This window comes from Clostridium sp. AM42-4, from assembly GCF_003480105.1.
Lineage (GTDB): Bacteria > Bacillota > Clostridia > Lachnospirales > Lachnospiraceae > Brotaphodocola.
In genome coordinates this window covers 135,596-153,027 of the sequence record NZ_QUIK01000008.1, presented here as the reverse complement: position 1 = coordinate 153,027, position 17,432 = coordinate 135,596, and the positions used below count along the sequence as shown (strand labels likewise).

14 protein-coding genes are annotated in these 17,432 nt (G+C 50.5%); all 14 read left to right on the top strand.

Annotated elements, in window-relative coordinates; genetic code table 11:
* Positions 1-5 precede the first annotated feature (5 nt).
* Positions 6-806 carry a phosphatidate cytidylyltransferase gene (locus DW922_RS08405; protein ID WP_118706034.1) on the top strand — a complete coding sequence of 267 codons (801 nt, stop codon included), beginning with the start codon at positions 6-8 and terminating at the stop codon, positions 804-806.
* 76 nt (positions 807-882) lie between these two features.
* Complete coding sequence (locus DW922_RS08400; RefSeq protein ID WP_118726324.1) at positions 883-2,025, top strand: 1-deoxy-D-xylulose-5-phosphate reductoisomerase; 1,143 nt, start codon at positions 883-885, stop codon at positions 2,023-2,025.
* A gap of 1 nt (position 2,026) precedes the next feature.
* The gene (locus DW922_RS08395; protein WP_347560289.1) at positions 2,027-3,163 is read left to right on the top strand and encodes a site-2 protease family protein; all 1,137 of its coding nucleotides are present in this window, start codon (positions 2,027-2,029) and stop codon (positions 3,161-3,163) included.
* A gap of 104 nt (positions 3,164-3,267) precedes the next feature.
* Entirely contained in the window at positions 3,268-4,341 is a 1,074-nt protein-coding gene (gene ispG / locus DW922_RS08390) for a flavodoxin-dependent (E)-4-hydroxy-3-methylbut-2-enyl-diphosphate synthase (protein WP_118719366.1), read from the top strand.
* A 3-nt stretch (positions 4,342-4,344) separates the two neighbouring features.
* Positions 4,345-8,982, top strand: coding sequence for a PolC-type DNA polymerase III (locus DW922_RS08385; protein ID WP_118726323.1), 4,638 nt, complete (start codon positions 4,345-4,347; stop codon positions 8,980-8,982).
* Positions 8,983-9,194: 212 nt separating this feature from the next.
* The gene (locus DW922_RS08380) at positions 9,195-10,124 is read left to right on the top strand and encodes a PfkB family carbohydrate kinase (RefSeq protein ID WP_118719364.1); all 930 of its coding nucleotides are present in this window, start codon (positions 9,195-9,197) and stop codon (positions 10,122-10,124) included.
* 22 nt (positions 10,125-10,146) lie between these two features.
* On the top strand, positions 10,147-10,773 hold the full coding sequence (gene udk / locus DW922_RS08375) for a uridine kinase (protein ID WP_118540433.1): 627 nt from the start codon (positions 10,147-10,149) through the stop codon (positions 10,771-10,773).
* Between the two features lie 14 nt (positions 10,774-10,787).
* Positions 10,788-12,164, top strand: coding sequence for a Na+/H+ antiporter NhaC (gene nhaC, locus DW922_RS08370; protein WP_118719362.1), 1,377 nt, complete (start codon positions 10,788-10,790; stop codon positions 12,162-12,164).
* Complete coding sequence (locus DW922_RS08365; protein WP_195715035.1) at positions 12,165-12,500, top strand: hypothetical protein; 336 nt, start codon at positions 12,165-12,167, stop codon at positions 12,498-12,500.
* Complete coding sequence (locus tag DW922_RS08360) at positions 12,472-12,663, top strand: amidohydrolase family protein (RefSeq protein WP_118719360.1); 192 nt, start codon at positions 12,472-12,474, stop codon at positions 12,661-12,663. Before DW922_RS08365 ends, DW922_RS08360 begins: the two co-directional genes overlap by 29 nt.
* A gap of 24 nt (positions 12,664-12,687) precedes the next feature.
* A complete protein-coding gene (gene iadA / locus DW922_RS08355; RefSeq protein ID WP_118726322.1) occupies positions 12,688-13,848 on the top strand; it encodes a beta-aspartyl-peptidase in 1,161 nt (386 codons plus the stop codon).
* Positions 13,849-13,902: 54 nt separating this feature from the next.
* Positions 13,903-14,997 (top strand): GGDEF domain-containing protein, encoded by a 1,095-nt coding sequence (locus DW922_RS08350; protein ID WP_243032138.1) that lies wholly within the window; start codon positions 13,903-13,905, stop codon positions 14,995-14,997.
* Positions 14,994-15,248 (top strand): Smr/MutS family protein, encoded by a 255-nt coding sequence (locus DW922_RS08345; protein WP_182436833.1) that lies wholly within the window; start codon positions 14,994-14,996, stop codon positions 15,246-15,248. Before DW922_RS08350 ends, DW922_RS08345 begins: the two co-directional genes overlap by 4 nt.
* Positions 15,249-15,861: 613 nt before the next feature.
* The gene (locus tag DW922_RS08340; protein WP_118726321.1) at positions 15,862-17,403 is read left to right on the top strand and encodes an L-lactate permease; all 1,542 of its coding nucleotides are present in this window, start codon (positions 15,862-15,864) and stop codon (positions 17,401-17,403) included.
* The last annotated feature ends 29 nt before the right edge of the window (positions 17,404-17,432 follow it).

The following is a 17,432-nucleotide window of genomic DNA, read 5'->3' as shown; positions in this document are numbered from 1 at the left end:
ACCGTATGTTTACAAAACGGCTTGTAAGCGGTATTATTCTCGTCATTCTTGCTATTATAGTAGTGGGAAAGGGCGGAGCACTGTTGTACGGAGTGACAGCGCTGATCTCCCTGATCGGCCTGTTTGAGCTGTACCGGGTGCTGAAAATTGAAAAGAATGCCATGGGAATCGTTGGGTATCTGACAGCGGTTTCGTATTATGGGCTGGTGTGGTTTGACGGGCATCATTATGTGACTCTGATGGCAATTGCTGCACTTATGGTCATGATGGCGATCTACGTGTTTACCTTCCCAAAATACCGGACAGAAGAGGTGGCAGAATCCTTTTTTGGCGTTTTCTATGTGGCGGTGATGCTGTCCTATCTGTACCAGGTGCGTGCCATGGGAGACGGAAAGTATCTGGTATGGCTGATCTTTTTAAGCTCCTGGGGCTGCGATACCAGTGCCTACTGTGTTGGTATGCTGCTTGGAAAACATAAGCTGGCTCCTGTCTTAAGCCCGAAAAAGTCCATTGAGGGGGCCGTGGGCGGTGTAGCAGGCGCAGCACTTTTAGGCTTCTTATTTGCCACGGTATTTGGCGGACACATGACAGAGCTGATGTATCCAAGACTGGCATGCACGCTGTCCTGTGCCATTGCGGCTGTCATCTCCCAGATCGGGGACCTGGCGGCTTCTGCCATCAAGCGGAACCATAACATCAAAGATTACGGCAACCTGATTCCGGGCCATGGCGGAATCCTGGACCGGTTCGACAGTATGCTGTTTACGGCTCCGGCGATTTTCTTTGCGCTTTTATTTTTGCCGTAACAGGACTCTGTTTTGATCGTCCGTATTGAAAATTATATGCCAGTCTGCATAATACAGGCTGGAAAAGGAGATACAAATGAAACGTATAGCGATTTTAGGTTCTACCGGCTCCATCGGTACCCAGACCCTGGAAGTCGTGGAGAACAATCAGGATATTCAGGTAACGGCCCTGGCAGCCGGAAGTAACATTGTACTGCTCGAGGAGCAGATCCGCAAATTCCATCCGACACTGGTGTGCGTATGGGATGAGAAGAAAGCGGCAGAATTAAAAACAAACATTGCCGATCTTTCCGTGAAGGTGGTAAGCGGTATGGATGGTCTTTTGGAGGTGGCCGTCCAGCCAGAGTCAGAGATTTTAGTAACAGCGATCGTAGGCATGATCGGCATCCGTCCGACGATCGCAGCCATGAAGGCAGGAAAAGATATTGCGCTGGCAAATAAGGAAACGCTGGTAACGGCAGGACATATCATCATGCCGCTTGCAAAAGCGGTTGGTGTGAAGATCCTTCCGGTCGACAGCGAGCACAGTGCTATTTTCCAGAGCTTAAACGGCGAAGACAAAAAAGCGATCCACAAGATCCTGTTAACGGCATCCGGTGGTCCGTTCCGTGGCTGGACGAAAGAACAGTTGGCAGGTGTGCGCCCGGAGGATGCCTTAAAGCATCCAAACTGGACCATGGGAAGAAAGATTACGATCGATTCATCGACTATGGTGAACAAGGGTCTGGAGGTCATGGAGGCGCGCTGGCTGTTTGGCGTGGAGATGGACCAGGTCCAGGTGGTAGTCCAGCCACAGAGTGTCATTCACTCTATGGTAGAGTTTGAGGACGGTGCAGTCATTGCGCAGCTTGGCACTCCGGATATGAAGCTGCCGATCCAGTATGCCCTCTATTATCCGGAGCGGAGATTTTTGTCGGGAGAGCGTCTGGATTTTGCGAAGCTGGGAAGAATTGCGTTTGAGAACCCGGATATGGAAGTCTTCCGTGGTTTAAAGCTTGCTTATGCAGCAGGAACACGCGGCGGTTCCCTTCCGACGGTTTACAATGCGGCAAACGAGTATGCTGTAGGGAAATTCTTAAATCGCGAGATTTCCTACCTGACCATCATCGATATGATCGAGGGTGCCATGGAGCATCACAAGGTCGTGGAAAACCCGGATGTAGATGCGATTCTTGCCGCAGAACGGGAAACTTATGAATATATAGAAAGCAGGTGGTAGTTTGCTGAACATTCTTGCAGCAGTGCTGCTGTTTGGATTTATCGTACTGGTGCACGAATTCGGACATTTTCTGCTGGCAAAATGCAGCGGGATCGGAGTTGTGGAATTCTCGGTCGGCATGGGACCGCGCCTGATCAGTTTTCAAAAAGGCGAGACCCGCTATTCCATCAAGGCGCTGCCGTTTGGCGGTTCCTGCATGATGGTGGGAGAGGACGCAGAAAATCCGGACCCGAAGGCTTTTAATAATAAGCCGGTATTATCCCGCATCGCGGTGATCGCGGCGGGGCCGGTATTTAACTTTATCCTGGCATTTTTATTTGCCATGATCATTGTGGCACAGGTGGGCCACGACGCTCCGGTCTTAACCGGGGTTATGGAAGGCAGCCCGGCTGAGGAGGCAGGACTGCAGGCAGGTGACTGCATCACAAAGATCAACGGACGCCACATTACGGCGTACCGGGATATCATGCTGTATACGTTTTCCCACCCGGGACAGGAGATGAAGGTGCAGTTTACAAGACCTTCCTCCGGTCTGGCCGGCACAGAAGCAGGAAACTCTGCGGAAACGGCAACAGGCAACAAAGCCGGAGCTTCTGCAGAAGCAGCAGGGAAGAACGATGGTCCGACCTCCGGTATGGTGGTTCTGACCCCGCGCTTTAGCGAGGAATACAACTCCTACATGATGGGTGTCCAGTTTGGCGGCTACCAGAAGGTACACGGACTTTGGCCGCTCATTCACTACAGTGCCTATGAGGTAAAATACTGTGTCATGTCCACGATGGACAGTCTTGGTATGCTGTTCCGGCATCAGATCCGTGCTGAGGAGGCTGTGACCGGTCCGGTCGGTATCGTGAACATGGTAGGGGAAACTGTGCAGGAGGGGCGCCAGATCGGTGCCCGTGCTGTGGTTTTGGTCCTGGCAAACTGGGTTCTGCTTTTAAGCTCCAGCCTCGGGATCATGAATCTTTTGCCGATCCCGGCCCTGGATGGCGGACGTCTCGTGTTCCTGCTCATTGAGCTGGTGCGCGGAAAGCCGGTCGACCCGGAAAAAGAGGGCATGGTGCATATGGCCGGTATGGCAGTGCTGATGACGCTTATGGTTCTGGTCCTTTTTAATGATATCCGGAACCTGATGTAGTGCGAATAGGATGAGCGAAAGTGAGCCGGAAATCTGCAAGCAGATTTCCGGCGAACGGCATGTGTGATGAAATCACGATATAGAAACGAAAAGGGGAATTGCAAATGGAACGCAAAATGACAAAGGAGATCCAGATCGGAAACCGGAAGATCGGAGGAGGCAATCCGATCCTGATTCAGTCAATGTGCAACACCAAAACGGAGGATGCAGCGGCAACCGTGGCACAGATCTTAAAGCTGGAGCAGGCGGGCTGTGATATCATCCGTGTGGCAGTGCCGACCATGGAGGCAGCAGAAAGCTTAAAGGCAATCAAACGCCAGATCCATATTCCGCTGGTGGCAGACATCCATTTTGATTACCGTCTTGCCATTGCAGCCATGGAGTGCGGCGCAGACAAGATCCGCATCAATCCGGGAAACATCGGAAGCCGGGAACGCGTGCAGGCAGTTGTGGATAAGGCGAAGGAATACGGGGTGCCGATCCGCGTCGGCGTAAACAGCGGTTCCCTGGAAAAGCCGCTCATTGAAAAGTACGGCGGCGTGACAGCGGAGGGCATTGTTGAGAGCGCCCTGGAGAAGGTTGCCATGATCGAGCAGATGGGGTACGACAATCTTGTCATCAGCATCAAATCCTCCGATGTTCTGATGTGCGTAAAGGCACATGAGATCATCAGCAAAAAGACGGATTACCCGCTGCATGTCGGCATTACCGAATCCGGTACGCTGACTTCCGGAAATATCAAGTCTGCAGTGGGACTTGGCATTATTCTTCATGAGGGAATCGGGGACACCATCCGTGTTTCCTTAACCGGCGATCCGGTCGAAGAGATCAAATCCGCGAAGCTGATCTTAAAAACCCTGGGACTCCGGAAGGGTGGCGTGGAGGTTGTTTCCTGTCCGACTTGCGGAAGAACGAAGATCGACCTGATCGGTCTGGCAAACCAGGTAGAAAATATGGTAACCGAGTTTGACCAGCTTGACGTGAAGGTAGCAGTTATGGGCTGTGTTGTCAATGGACCGGGCGAAGCAAAAGAGGCAGATCTTGGCATTGCAGGTGGCTGCGGGGAGGGACTTCTGATCCGCAAGGGCGAAGTGATCCGCAAGCTGCCGGAGAATGAGCTGCTTTCTGCGCTTCACGCTGAGCTTGCGGCACTTGCGAAGGAACAGGGGAAGTTATAATACATGAAACCATTTTTGGAAGTATTTCCGGGCTTACATATGACAAACCAGATGCAGGAGCTTTTAACCCTGGTAAATGTGGACCGCGTGTCCCTCACCAGGGATAGAAGCTCTCTTCGTGTCTATATCGTAAGTCCCAGACTGATCGATAAACGAAATATCTGGTCCCTGGAAAAAGGTATCCGGGACCAGCTTTTCCCGGGAAAGCAGATCCAGATCCGTATTTTTGAGAAATATACGCTGTCTGAGCAGTATACGCCGGAAAAACTGTTAACGGCATACAAAGACAGCCTGCTCGCAGAGCTGAAGGAATATAGTATTGTAGAGTATTCGATCTTCCGGAAAGGAGCATGTACCTTCCCAAAACCGGATCTTCTTCATATGACGGTGGAAGATACCATGGTCAACCGCGATAAGGCCGGTGAGCTGAAGCGGGTGCTGGAAAAGGTTTTTCACGAGCGCTGCGGACTGCCTGTGGAGATTGAATACGAGTATGTTGCGCCCACGCGTGCCAAGGCTTCCATTGAGCGGGAGCTGCAGGCGAAGCAGGAGGCAGAGCGCATGACGGCGAAGGTCGCTGCGGTGCTTGGACTGAATGCGGCAACCGGAACCGACGGGGAAGCACTCCCGGCAGGAGCCGGTGACTTTGGACACAGCGGACATGGAAACGGAGCAGCCGGTGCAGGAGCACATGGCGCAGCGGGACAGAATGGAAGTGCCGGAAAGAACCAGGCCGGAAGCAATCCGGGAGCGAACGGCCAGAATGGCAAAAACGGACAGGCCGGTGCCGGAAAAGCGGCTGCGGCAAACGGAGCAAATGGCGGCAAGAACGGAGGCTTCTCCGGTGGGGAAGCACGTCCGGGACAGCTGCGCTCCGGCAAGAAAGACTTTAAGAAGAATGACTGGAGCTCCGGCGGCTACCGCAAGAAGTCCGATAACCCGGATGTCTTATTCGGCCGTGATTTCGAGGATGACTTTACGGAGATTGAAAAGATCGAAGGAGAGATGGGGGAGGTTACTATCCGCGGCAAGATCCTGGATAAGGACAGCAGGGAGCTGCGCAGCGGAAAGACCATTATCATTTTCCACATTACGGATTTTACCGATACCATTACCGTAAAAGTCTTTGCGAATGAAGATACGCTGGAAGATCTAAATGCGGCGATCAAGCCGGGAACCTTCATCCGTCTGCGCGGCATGACAACGATCGACCGGTTTGACGGCGAACTGACGATCGGTTCTGTGCGCGGTATTAAGAAAGCAGAAGATTTCACCAGCAAACGTATGGACCACAGTCCGGTGAAGCGCGTGGAGCTGCATTGCCATACCAAGATGAGCGATATGGATGGTGTGTCCGATGTGGCGAGCATCATCAAAAAAGCCAAGGAGTGGGGAATGGAAGCGCTGGCAGTGACTGACCATGGCTGCGTGCAGGCCTTCACGGAGGCCAGCCATGCGCTGGATAAAAACGATCCGTTTAAGATGCTCTACGGTGTGGAAGGCTACCTGGTTGACGATATGAAGGAGCTGGTAGAAAACGCCAGGGGCCAGACCTTTGCGGACTCCTTTGTGGTGTTCGATATCGAGACCACCGGCTTTAGCCCGGAGAAAAATAAGATCATCGAGATCGGTGCGGTGAAGGTAGAAAAGGGCGTGATCACCGATAAGTTCAGTACCTTTGTCAACCCGGATGTGCCGATCCCGTTTGAGATTGAGCAGCTGACGGGCATCAACGACAACATGGTCCTCCCGGCACCGAAGATCGACGTGATCCTGCCGCAGTTTCTGGAATTCTGCGAGGGCTGCAGCCTGGTGGCGCACAATGCATCCTTCGATGTGAGCTTTATCGCCCAGAATGCCATGCTGCTCGGTCTACCGTTTGACCCGACGGTCCTGGACACGGTGGCGCTTGCAAGACATCTCTTGCCGAATTTAAATCGTTTTAAGCTGGATACCGTCGCAAAGGCTTTGAATATTTCTTTGGAGAATCATCACCGGGCAGTCGATGATGCAGGCTGTACCGCAGAAATTTTTGTAAAATTCATTGAGATGTTAAAGGAACGCGGCATAGAGGATCTGGAGCAGTTAAACCGCATGAGTACGCTCAGCGCGGATATGATCAAGAAGCTGCCGACCAACCACATCATCATCATTGCAAAAAATGAGGTGGGCCGTATCAACTTATACCGTCTGGTGTCCTGGTCCCATATCGATTATTTCGCAAAGCGTCCGCGTATTCCAAAGAGTGTGCTGAGCCAGTACCGGGAAGGCCTGCTCATCGGCTCTGCCTGTGAGGCGGGAGAACTGTACCAGGCACTGCTTCGCGGACTTCCGGAGGCGGATATTGTCAAGATCGCGAATTTTTACGATTTCCTGGAGATCCAGCCGCTTGGAAACAACGCATTTATGCTGCGCGATGAAAAGAGTCCGGTCAAGACTGAAGAAGACTTAAAAGATTTAAACCGCCGCATTATAAAGCTTGGTGAAACGCTTGGAAAGCCGGTCTGCGGCACCTGTGACGTGCATTTCTTAAATCCGGAGGATGAGGTTTACCGCCGTATCCTGATGGCCGGACAGGGCTTTACCGATGCCGACCAGCAGGCTCCGCTGTATTTAAGAACGACAGAGGAGATGCTGAAGGAATTTGAATACCTCGGCCCGGATAAGGCAGAAGAGGTTGTCATTACCAACACCCGCATGATCGCGGACATGTGTGAGAAGATCTCGCCGGTGCGCCCGGATAAGTGCCCGCCGGTCATTGAAAATTCCGATGAGACTTTGCGTAAGATCTGTTACGACCAGGCCCATGAGATGTATGGGGAAGACCTGCCGCAGATCGTATCGGCGCGTCTGGAAAAGGAGCTGAACTCCATCATTTCCAATGGTTTCGCCGTGATGTATATCATCGCACAGAAGCTGGTATGGAAGTCGAATGAGGATGGCTATCTGGTTGGCTCCCGTGGTTCCGTAGGTTCTTCCTTCGTGGCGAACATGGCAGGTATCACAGAAGTAAATTCGCTAAGCCCGCATTACCTGTGCCCGAAATGCCATTATTCGGATTTTGACTCTGCGGATGTAAAGAAATTCTCCGGTATGGCTGGCTGTGATATGCCGGATATGCGCTGCCCGAAGTGCGGCACCATGATGACAAAACAGGGCTTTGATATCCCGTTCGAGACTTTCCTGGGATTTAAGGGCGATAAGGAGCCGGATATCGATTTAAACTTCTCGGGTGAGTACCAGAGTAAGGCGCATGATTATACCGAGGTTATCTTCGGAAAAGGCCAGACCTTCCGTGCGGGGACCATCGGTACGCTTGCAGATAAGACTGCGTTTGGTTTTGTAAAGCGCTATTACGAGGAGCGCGGTATCCATAAGCGAAACTGCGAGATCGACCGCATTGTGCAGGGCTGCGTCGGTGTACGCCGGACGACCGGCCAGCATCCGGGCGGTATTGTCGTACTGCCGATCGGGGAGGAAATCTATTCCTTTACCCCGGTCCAGCGCCCGGCAAACGATATGACGACCTCCACGGTGACCACACATTTCGATTACCATTCGATCGACCATAACCTGTTAAAGCTTGATATTTTAGGACATCAGGACCCGACCATGATCCGTATGCTGCAGGATTTAACCGGCCTGGACCCGGTAAAAGATATTCCGCTGGATTCTCCGGAGGTCATGTCCCTGTTCCAGAACACCTCTGCTTTAGGCATCACGCCGGACGACATCGGCGGCTGTAAGCTTGGTGCGCTTGGAATCCCGGAGTTCGGTACGGACTTTGCGATGCAGATGTTACTTGACGCGCAGCCGAAATATTTTTCTGACCTGGTCCGCATTGCCGGACTGGCACATGGTACCGATGTATGGCTGGGCAACGCGAAGGACCTCATCTTAAGCGGGCAAGCCACCATTCAGACAGCAATCTGCTGCCGAGATGATATCATGGTGTATCTGATCCAGATGGGACTGGAGGAGGGACTCTCCTTCACCATCATGGAGAGCGTGCGAAAGGGTAAGGGCCTGAAACCGGAGTGGATCGAAGAAATGAAAAAGCACGATGTTCCGCAGTGGTACATCGACTCCTGCTTAAAGATCAAGTACATGTTCCCGAAGGCCCATGCGGCGGCCTATGTTATGATGGCATGGCGTGTGGCGTACTGTAAGGTTTTCTATCCGCTGGCTTACTATGCGGCATTTTTCAGTATCCGCGCGAACGGATTTTCTTATGAGCTGATGTGTCTGGGACGTGATAAGCTGGAATACCATCTGGCGGACTTTAAAAAGAGAGCGGACTCGCTCTCAAAGGCCGAGCAGGATACCCTGCGCGATATGCGTATCGTCCAGGAAATGTATGCGCGTGGCTTTGATTTTATGCCAATCGACATTTACCGTGCCCAGGCAGACCGTTTCCAGGTGATCGACGGAAAGCTGATGCCATCTTTAAGCAGCATCGCAGGTCTGGGCCTGAATGCAGCGGAGGGTGTGGTTTACGCGGCGAAGGATGGTCCGTTCTTATCGCGCGAGGATTTCAGAAACCGTACCAAGGTCAGTAAGACGATCTGCGACCTGATGAACGATCTGGGACTTTTAGGAGATCTGCCGGAGAGCAACCAGCTGTCGCTGTTTGATTTCTAAAAGAGGCACAGAATGCTTGGTTTGCAGGGAGATGGTTTCTTTGCCATACAACATTTTTCGACAGAATGTGCAAAAGGGATTTACAACCACAGGTCTTCCTGGTTATAATTAAGTATTAAATTGATGTAAAATCGAAATCAAGATATCTGCTGTCTGCGCAGCGCGTAAGCAGTGGTATAGTATCAAATAAAGGGAAAGTGAGAAACAAAAAGATGGGAATTGTAGTGATCGGTGCTGTATTTATGGACCTTAAGGGGTATTCCACATCCCCGTATATCCCATCCGGACGAAATGCCGGTATCATCGTACAGAACCATGGTGGGGTATCCAGAAATGTAGCAGAGGATATTGCGAATGTAGAATTGAAGCCAACCTTTGTCAGCCTGGTGGATGACAACTCGATGGGAGAGGATATCATCCGCAAACTGGACCGCCATAAAGTAAACACCAAGTATATCCGAAAACTTCCGGATGGCATGGGAACCTGGCTGGCTGTATTTGACCATGAGGGAGATGTGGTGGCATCGGTTTCCAAACGGCCGGACCTTACACCGATTGGGAATATTTTAGACGAGCAGGGCGATGAAATCTTCAAAGATGCAGACAGCATTGCGGTAGAGATCGATCTGGATAAGGATATCATGAAAAAAATCTTCCAGTATGCTGAAAAATATAACAAAGATGTATATGCCCTAGTATCCAACATGACGATCGCAGTAGAGCGCCGTGATTTCTTAAGAAAGACCTCCTGTTTTGTCTGCAACCAGCAGGAGGCAGGCATTCTGTTTTCGGAAGATTATGAGAACAAGACTCCGCAGGAAATGGCAGATATTCTGGCAGACCGTATCAAGTCCGCACGGATTTCCCGCATGGTTGTGACCATGGGCGGAGAGGGCGCAGTCTACGCGGACAGCCACGGAAACCGCGGCTTTGTTCCGGCACTTAAGGTCGATGTTGTCGATACGACCGGAGCCGGTGATGCATTTTTTGCCGGAGTCTGCATGGGTCTCACCTATGGAAAGACCATGGCAGAAGCCTGCAGTATTGGCACACGACTGGCTTCTACGGTCATTACTACTTCGGAAAACATCTGCCCGCGCTTTATGCCGGAGGAATTTGGAATCAAACCGGTTCAGAAATAAACGATACGGAAGGGAAAAGAACATGGAGAGCATCATAATCGGAATTGCCGGTGGATCCGGCTCAGGTAAATCTACCTTTACAAACAGAATCAAGAGCTATTTTGGGGACGATGTGGCGGTTTTGTACCACGATAACTATTACCGCTGCCAGGACGGAGTTCCGTTCGAGACACGTGTGAAGGTAAATTATGATCATCCGGATTCTCTGGAGACCGATCTTTTGATCGAACACTTAAAGGAGTTAAAGGCAGGAAGATCGATCGAGAGCCCTGTATATGATTACAGCCAGCATAACCGTTCCAACGAAACAGTCCGGATCGACCCGAAGCCGATCATTATCGTAGAGGGAATTCTGCTTCTGGCTGATGAGCGCTTAAGAAGTCTTCTCGACATCAAGGTTTACGTGGAAGCCGATGCGGATGAGCGTATCCTGCGCCGCATTTCCAGAGATGTATCGGAGCGTGGCCGTGATCTGAATGGAATCATTGAGCAGTATCTGACCACAGTAAAACCGATGCATTATCTCTATGTAGAGCCGACCCGTTCCAAGGCTGATGTTGTCATCAACAGTGGTAAAAACGACGTAGCGTTTGACCTGTTTGTCTCCAAGATCAGCCGGCTTCTGGAAGAACGGGAAAAAGAAAGTTAGAAAGCAAAAAGAAATTGCTTCTGATCTTAACGATCGGAAAGGGCGTATTTGGCTACAGCACAGAGCCGCTTCTGATCATGGTAGCAGCGATCGCGGCATTCATTGCATTCCGCGTTGGTGTGACCTGGGACGAGATGATGGATGAGATCTGCACCAAGATCGCAAAAGGCATGCCTGCAATCCTGATCCTGGTTTGCGTTGGTGCCATGGTCGGCACATGGATGGCAGCCGGAACCATTCCGCTTATGATTTATTACGGCGTACAGATCGTAAACCCGAAATTCATGCTGGTTACCGCATTTCTGATCGAGGCAGTGGTATCCGTTGTTACCGGTACCTCCTGGGGTTCCGTTGCGACCATGGGTGTTGCACTCATGGGAATTGCAAGTGCCCTTGGCGTTTCCCTTCCGGCAACTGCAGGTGCATGTATTGCAGGTTCCTACTTCGGCGATAAGATGTCTCCGCTGTCCGATACCACAAACCTGGCTCCGATCGCGGCAGGAAGCACCTTGTACGAGCATATCGGACATATGTTCTACACCACCGTACCGGCAACCATTGTTTCCCTGGTGGTATATGCCATTGCCGGTATGAATGCAAATGTAACTGCAGATATTACCTCTGATACGGTTACCACCTTACTGGACCAGCTTTCTTCCATGTATAGCTGGAATCTGCTGGTCATCATTCCGGTACTGATCGTTCTGGGCGGTTCCCTGCTTCAGAAACCAACCATTCCGGTTATGCTTCTTTCTACTTTCGTAGCAGGTGTTGAGGGAATCTTCATTCAGCACGTGGAATTAGGCGATGTGCTGAAAGCAACCGTAAACGGCTTTAACGTATCCATGATCCACCGCGCAGGCTTTGACACAGAGACCTGCTCTGAGGCAGTAACCAAGCTGTTAAACCGCGGCGGTATGAACGGCATTATGAGCACCACACTTCTGGTATTCTGCGCATTCTGCTTTGCAGGTATCATGAGTAAGGCAGGCTGCCTGGATGTTGTGCTTCAGAAGATCTTAAGCGTGGCAAAGAGCACTGGTGCGCTGATCACTGCAACCGTTGCAGCATGTATCACTATGGCACTGACAACCGGTAACTCTTACCTTTCTATCCTGATCCCGGGCGAGATGTTCCGTGACGCTTACAAAGAGCGCGGACTGGCAGCCAAGAACCTGTCCCGTACCCTGGAGGATGCTGGTACTGTAGTCGTACCGCTGATCCCGTGGTCCGCAGCAGGTGCTTACATGGCATCCACCCTGGGTGTAGAGACACTGGATTATCTCCCGTGGGCAATCCTGTGCTATACCGGCTGGATCTTTGCAATCATCTGGGGCTTCACCGGTTTTGGTATCGCAAAGCTGGAGAATGAGGAGAAAAAGGAGAACTAAATGGTATGTCCAGAGCACATCGATCCACCGGAACTTCCTGTTCTGGTGGAAGTTGTTTCTGCAGAAGGAAAAACGGTGATTCCGGGTTATGTAGACCAGCATGTTCATGTGATCGGAGGAGGCGGTGAGGCGGGGCCTTACAGCCGGACACCGGAAGTCATGCTTTCCGATGTCACAACAGCTGGCGTTACCACCGTGATCGGAGTTCTTGGAACCGATGGAACCGGGCGTCACCCGGAATCGCTGCTTGCAAAGGTGCGTGGTCTGGAAACAGAAGGAATCAGTGCCTATATGCTGACTGCGTCCTATGAAGATCTGCGGGGCCAATCCGGCTAGAGCCAATGGTCTGTACCCGAAAAAAGGCTGTATCCGCCCGGGAAGCGACGCGGATATCCTGTTTTTGGATGAGGAGTTTTTGGTTGATACCGTGTTTGCGCGGGGCAGAAAAATGGTAGAGCATGGAAAAGCACTGGTAAAGGGAACATTTGAAACGAACTAAGAGTTTTAAAGGAGAGCAGACATTATGATCAAGTTACTGAAAAATGCAGAAGTTTACGCACCAGAAAAACTGGGCAAAAAGGATCTTTTGATCGAAGGAGAGAAGGTTCTTCTGATGCAGGATACGATCGAAGGTTATGAGGGGCTTCCGGGAGTGGAAACCTATGACCTGGAAGGAAAAATCCTTGCACCGGCTTACATTGATATGCACGTACACATCACCGGAGGCGGCGGTGAGCAGGGACCGGCTTCCCGTGTGCCGGAATCTCAGCTCAGCGAATTTTTCAAGAACGGAATCACCACGGTAGTCGGACTGCTCGGAACCGATGGCGTAACCCGCAGCGTGGAAAACCTGGTTGCAAAGGCCCGCGCCCTGACTGAAGAGGGCATGACTGTCTACACCCTGACCAGCTCCTACGGCTATCCGCCGACCACCTTGACCGGCAGCGTGGAGCGCGACATCATTCTGGTTCCGCCGATGATCGGTGTAAAGGTAGCAGTATCCGATCACAGAAGCTCCAATCCGGGTGGCGAAGAGCTGATCGCCCTGGCAACTGCAGCACGCAGAGCGGGTTTACTTAGCAATACGCCGGGGCTTGTCACCATGCATATGGGTGACGGGGACGGAAAGCTGGATCCAATTTTCTATGTACTGGATCATTCCGATGTACCGGCAAAGAATCTGCTTCCGACCCACATCTTGCGCAATCCGGGCCTGATCGATGCAGGTGCTGAGCTGGTAAGACGTGGCGGCTACATTGATTGCACCGCAGGCGCAGATGATGTCGAAGTCGAAGAGGATACCATGAAGCTTTATGAGCTTTTACACCGCGACGGCGTAAATCTGGATCATGTAACCTTATCCAGTGACGCATTCGGAAGCCAGCCGCGCTTCAATGAAGAGGGCGAGTGCATCGGCTTAACCTACGCATCTCCAAAATATCTGCACCGTACCATCCAGATCCTGGTAAGAGAGGGCATGCCGCTTGAGCAGGCCTTAAAGCTCTTAACCAGCACTCCGGCTGTCTTACTGGGACAGGAAGGAAAGAAAGGCTGCGTGGCAGAAGGCGCAGATGCCGACCTTTTGGTATTAGATAATGACCTGAACATTGACAGTCTGTTTGCACGCGGTAAAGTGGCTGTGTGGAAACAGGAAGTGAAGATGAAAGGCAGATTTGAGCAGTAAATAGTTGAGATATCCTGCAGGAATGGAACGTACTGCTACTTCTGGAGAATAAACATGACAGACTTATACTTTTTTATTTTAACTGCCATTAATCTTTTTGTTTTGGTGTTCATGTGTGTATTAGTGCAGATGAGCGAGACCTTGAATCCAAAACAGGCAAGAGGATTTCTTTTTACCTTCATTCTGATCGGAGGCATCTCAATCATTGAGATGATCTCTGTTTTGGTGGACGATGGACCAGTCTGGCTCCGCGCAGTCAATATCCTTTCCAATTATCTTGGATTTGGCCTGACTCCGGCGGTGCCGCTCTGTCTGGTTTATACGATGGAGAGGTCTGAACACATGAAAGGAAGCCTCCGTGTTGCGATCGGTATCGAAGTATTCTATTTTGTGGTATTGACGGTTTCTTTGTTTTCGAAAGGACTGGTCTTTTCGGTGGATGCCGCAAACCATTATTCCAGGGAAGCTGGATTCCGCGTGTATATGCTGATGTATTATGCGGGGATTGCCTATCTTTTATTCAATACACTGGAGATGGCGCAGAACTTTCAGAACCGTGGAAGAAAATTGGTCTACGCACTTGCCGGATTTCTTGCGGTTGGAACACTGGTACAGGTTCTGATTCCGTCAGTCCATATCACATGGCTGTGCGTTACCTTGATCGCAGTGCTCTTTTTCCTGTACTGCAATGAAATGTGGAACCAGCTGGATGGCCTGACCGGACTGCTAAGTCAGAAAAGCTATCTGAACCGTACCTTGAACCTGCGTGCAGAGGATAAGATGCTGATCGTGTTCGATGTAGATGATTTCAAGAATATCAATGATACCTATGGGCATTTGGCGGGTGACCGGTGCCTCAGGGAGATTGCAGGGTGTCTGAAAAAAGCATATAGCCGTTATGGAAACTGTTACCGGATTGGCGGTGACGAATTTTGTGTGCTTTTGTGGCAGGTGGAAAAAGAAGAACTCTGCAAGGAAAAATTTTATTGGGTTATGGAAAAACGCAGAAAGATTGTGACGATTCTTCCGGGAGTTTCCTATGGAAGTGCAGAACTTCTGGAGAAAGAAAGCATCTGCGATGCGAAAGCCCGGGCCGACCAGCATATGTATGAAAATAAAAAGGAACGCAAGGAGCAGAAAACAAGATGATAAACAGTCCGATCATAGAATTTGATGTACACGGGATGCGCACGGAGGAAGCGGTTGCAGCTGTCCAGAAAAAGGTCGAGCAGGCTGGAAATGCCGTATATAAGATCCGTGTGATCCATGGCTATAACGGCGGCACCCGGATTCGCAGCGCGATCCGTGAAGAGTTCAGCTACGGGCGCAAGCCGAAGGTGAAGCGCATTACCATGGGAGCGAATGAGGGAATTACAGAATTGATCTTACGTGAATTATAAAAAAGTGGTTGTTGTGAATGGAATTGCTTTGGCTGATCCATTTCATAACAGCCATTTTTTTATTTCTTTAGAAGGTGTCAGGATGCTGCCATGTTACAAAGACAGGAGTACAAATTGAAAAATTCGTCATTTTTACCTATGAAAATATGCCCGAAACAGGGGGAAAAAACCGTGCAAAAATCTTGTGTACTTGTCGACAAGACAAAAAATGATAGAAAATTCTAAAGCGGAAAAAAGGTGGTTGTTAAATTAGTAACGGAATAAGAGTTGTTGAGGAAGGCTTGAGGCAGAAAAAACAGGTAAAATGGTATGTATATATCGACATGTTTGCATGGAAATGTCAAGATTTCTGCATGTTTTGATGAATTGACTGTTCCAATTCTATTCCTTTAAAGTGGGTCAACCAATCATACTTTGTTAAGAAAATTACGCCCAAAAACAGCAAAAAAAAATTGTAAAAGTTACATATTGAACAAAAATACCACTCTGAATATAATCTGATTATCAAAAATGACCGCGGGACATAAAAACGTAACAAGGATTTCCGAAAGAAATCAAAAAATGCAAAGGGGTAAGTGCTGATATTGATTTAGCAAATTTAGGAGGTATTTCTATGTTTTTGATGTTTCTGTTGGCCATGATTCCGATCCTGTGGCTGGTTGTTGCGCTGAGTATCTTGAAGATGCCGGGACACAAAGCCTGTGTGATCGCCTGGATCTTAACCGCAGTCTTGTCTATAGCCTGTTGGAAATTTCCGGTTTCCGGAATGGTAACAGCGGCACTGGAGGGTGTGCTGAATGCACTCTGGCCAATCTGTCTGGTTATCATCGCAGCGTTATTTACCTATAACCTGATCTTAAAGACCGGCGCGATGGAAGATATTAAGAAGATGTTAGCAAGTGTTTCCAGAGACAAGCGAGTGTTACTTCTTCTGATTGGTTGGGGATTTGGAAACTTTATGGAAGGTATGGCTGGATTCGGAACCGCAGTTGCAATTCCGGCCTCCATGTTGGCGGGTATCGGGGTTGACCCGATCGGAGCAGTTGTTGGCTGCCTGGTCGTAAACTCGACGCCGACCGCCTTTGGTTCTGTCGGAGTTCCGACGGTAACCCTGGTTTCCGTAGCAGGAGTGGAAACAATGGCACTGTCCACCCATGTGGCAATGCTCCAGTGTATTCTGGCTTTCCTTTCTCCGTTCCTTCTGGTTGTGATCGGGGCAAGAAGCATCAAGGCTCTCAAAGGAATGGTTCCGATGATCCTGGTTGCAGCGTTATCTTACCTGATCCCATGGTATGCAGCCGCCTGCTTCATTGGACCGGAGCTTCCGGACATCATCGGTTCGATCTGCTCTATGGTGTGCATTGTTCTGGCATCCAGGGTATTGAACCGGGAAGCAGATCCGGAGTATTGCATCGAAGTTGCAGCGGATGAAAAGAATCACAGCTTTACCATTGGAGAGGGCTTTAAGGCCTGGTGCCCATTCGTTCTGATCTTCATTTTACTGATGGCAACCTCAAACCTGTGCCCGCCGGTCCACAATGCGATCGCCGGGATCAAAACCTCCGTGCAAGTTTACAATGGAGAAAATGCCGGAAAGCTTTCCTTTAGCTGGATTAATACACCGGGTGTGATCATCTTCATTGCGGCAGTGACCGGAGGCCTGGTACAGGGAGCAACGTTTGGTACCATGGCAGAGGTTCTGGTGGAGACACTGAAAAAGTACTGGAAGACGATCGTTACGATCTGCTCGGTCATGGCAACCGCGAAGATCATGAGCTATAGCGGTATGATCTCCGATATTGCAAACCTTCTGGTGGCAGTTGCGGGAAGTGCGTATCCGTGCATTGCACCGCTGATCGGTGCAGTTGGGGCGTTTGTAACCGGCTCGGGAACATCGACCTGTGTACTGTTTGGCGGACTTCAGAGCCAGACTGCAGCATCGCTTGGCTTTGACCCGTCCTGGATGGCAGCGGCGAACGTATGCGGAGCCGGAATCGGCAAGATGGTTTGCCCGCAGAGTATTGCGATCGGTGCTGGCGCGATCGGAGCAGTAGGATCCGAGAGTAAGATCCTCGGTGCAGTGTTTAAATACTTTGCATTGTTTAGCGTGCTGGCTGGTATCATCTGCTACGCAGGCGTGCTGATGGGGATCTGATCCCTCAGCATGGAGTTACTAAGGTATTT

Excerpts from the sequence above, each read along its gene's own strand:
- ispG (WP_118719366.1), top strand. The coding sequence starts at position 3,268 with ATGGAACGCAAAATGACAAAGGAGATCCAGATCGGAAACCGGAAGATC.
- DW922_RS08385 (WP_118726323.1), top strand. The coding sequence starts at position 4,345 with ATGAAACCATTTTTGGAAGTATTTCCGGGCTTACATATGACAAACCAG.
- DW922_RS08345 (WP_182436833.1), top strand. The coding sequence starts at position 14,994 with ATGATAAACAGTCCGATCATAGAATTTGATGTACACGGGATGCGCACG.
- DW922_RS08400 (WP_118726324.1), top strand. The coding sequence starts at position 883 with ATGAAACGTATAGCGATTTTAGGTTCTACCGGCTCCATCGGTACCCAG.
- DW922_RS08405 (WP_118706034.1), top strand. The coding sequence starts at position 6 with ATGTTTACAAAACGGCTTGTAAGCGGTATTATTCTCGTCATTCTTGCT.
- DW922_RS08365 (WP_195715035.1), top strand. The coding sequence starts at position 12,165 with ATGGTATGTCCAGAGCACATCGATCCACCGGAACTTCCTGTTCTGGTG.
- iadA (WP_118726322.1), top strand. The coding sequence starts at position 12,688 with ATGATCAAGTTACTGAAAAATGCAGAAGTTTACGCACCAGAAAAACTG.
- udk (WP_118540433.1), top strand. The coding sequence starts at position 10,147 with ATGGAGAGCATCATAATCGGAATTGCCGGTGGATCCGGCTCAGGTAAA.
- DW922_RS08360 (WP_118719360.1), top strand. The coding sequence starts at position 12,472 with ATGAAGATCTGCGGGGCCAATCCGGCTAGAGCCAATGGTCTGTACCCG.
- DW922_RS08340 (WP_118726321.1), top strand. The coding sequence starts at position 15,862 with ATGTTTTTGATGTTTCTGTTGGCCATGATTCCGATCCTGTGGCTGGTT.
- DW922_RS08350 (WP_243032138.1), top strand. The coding sequence starts at position 13,903 with ATGACAGACTTATACTTTTTTATTTTAACTGCCATTAATCTTTTTGTT.
- DW922_RS08380 (WP_118719364.1), top strand. The coding sequence starts at position 9,195 with ATGGGAATTGTAGTGATCGGTGCTGTATTTATGGACCTTAAGGGGTAT.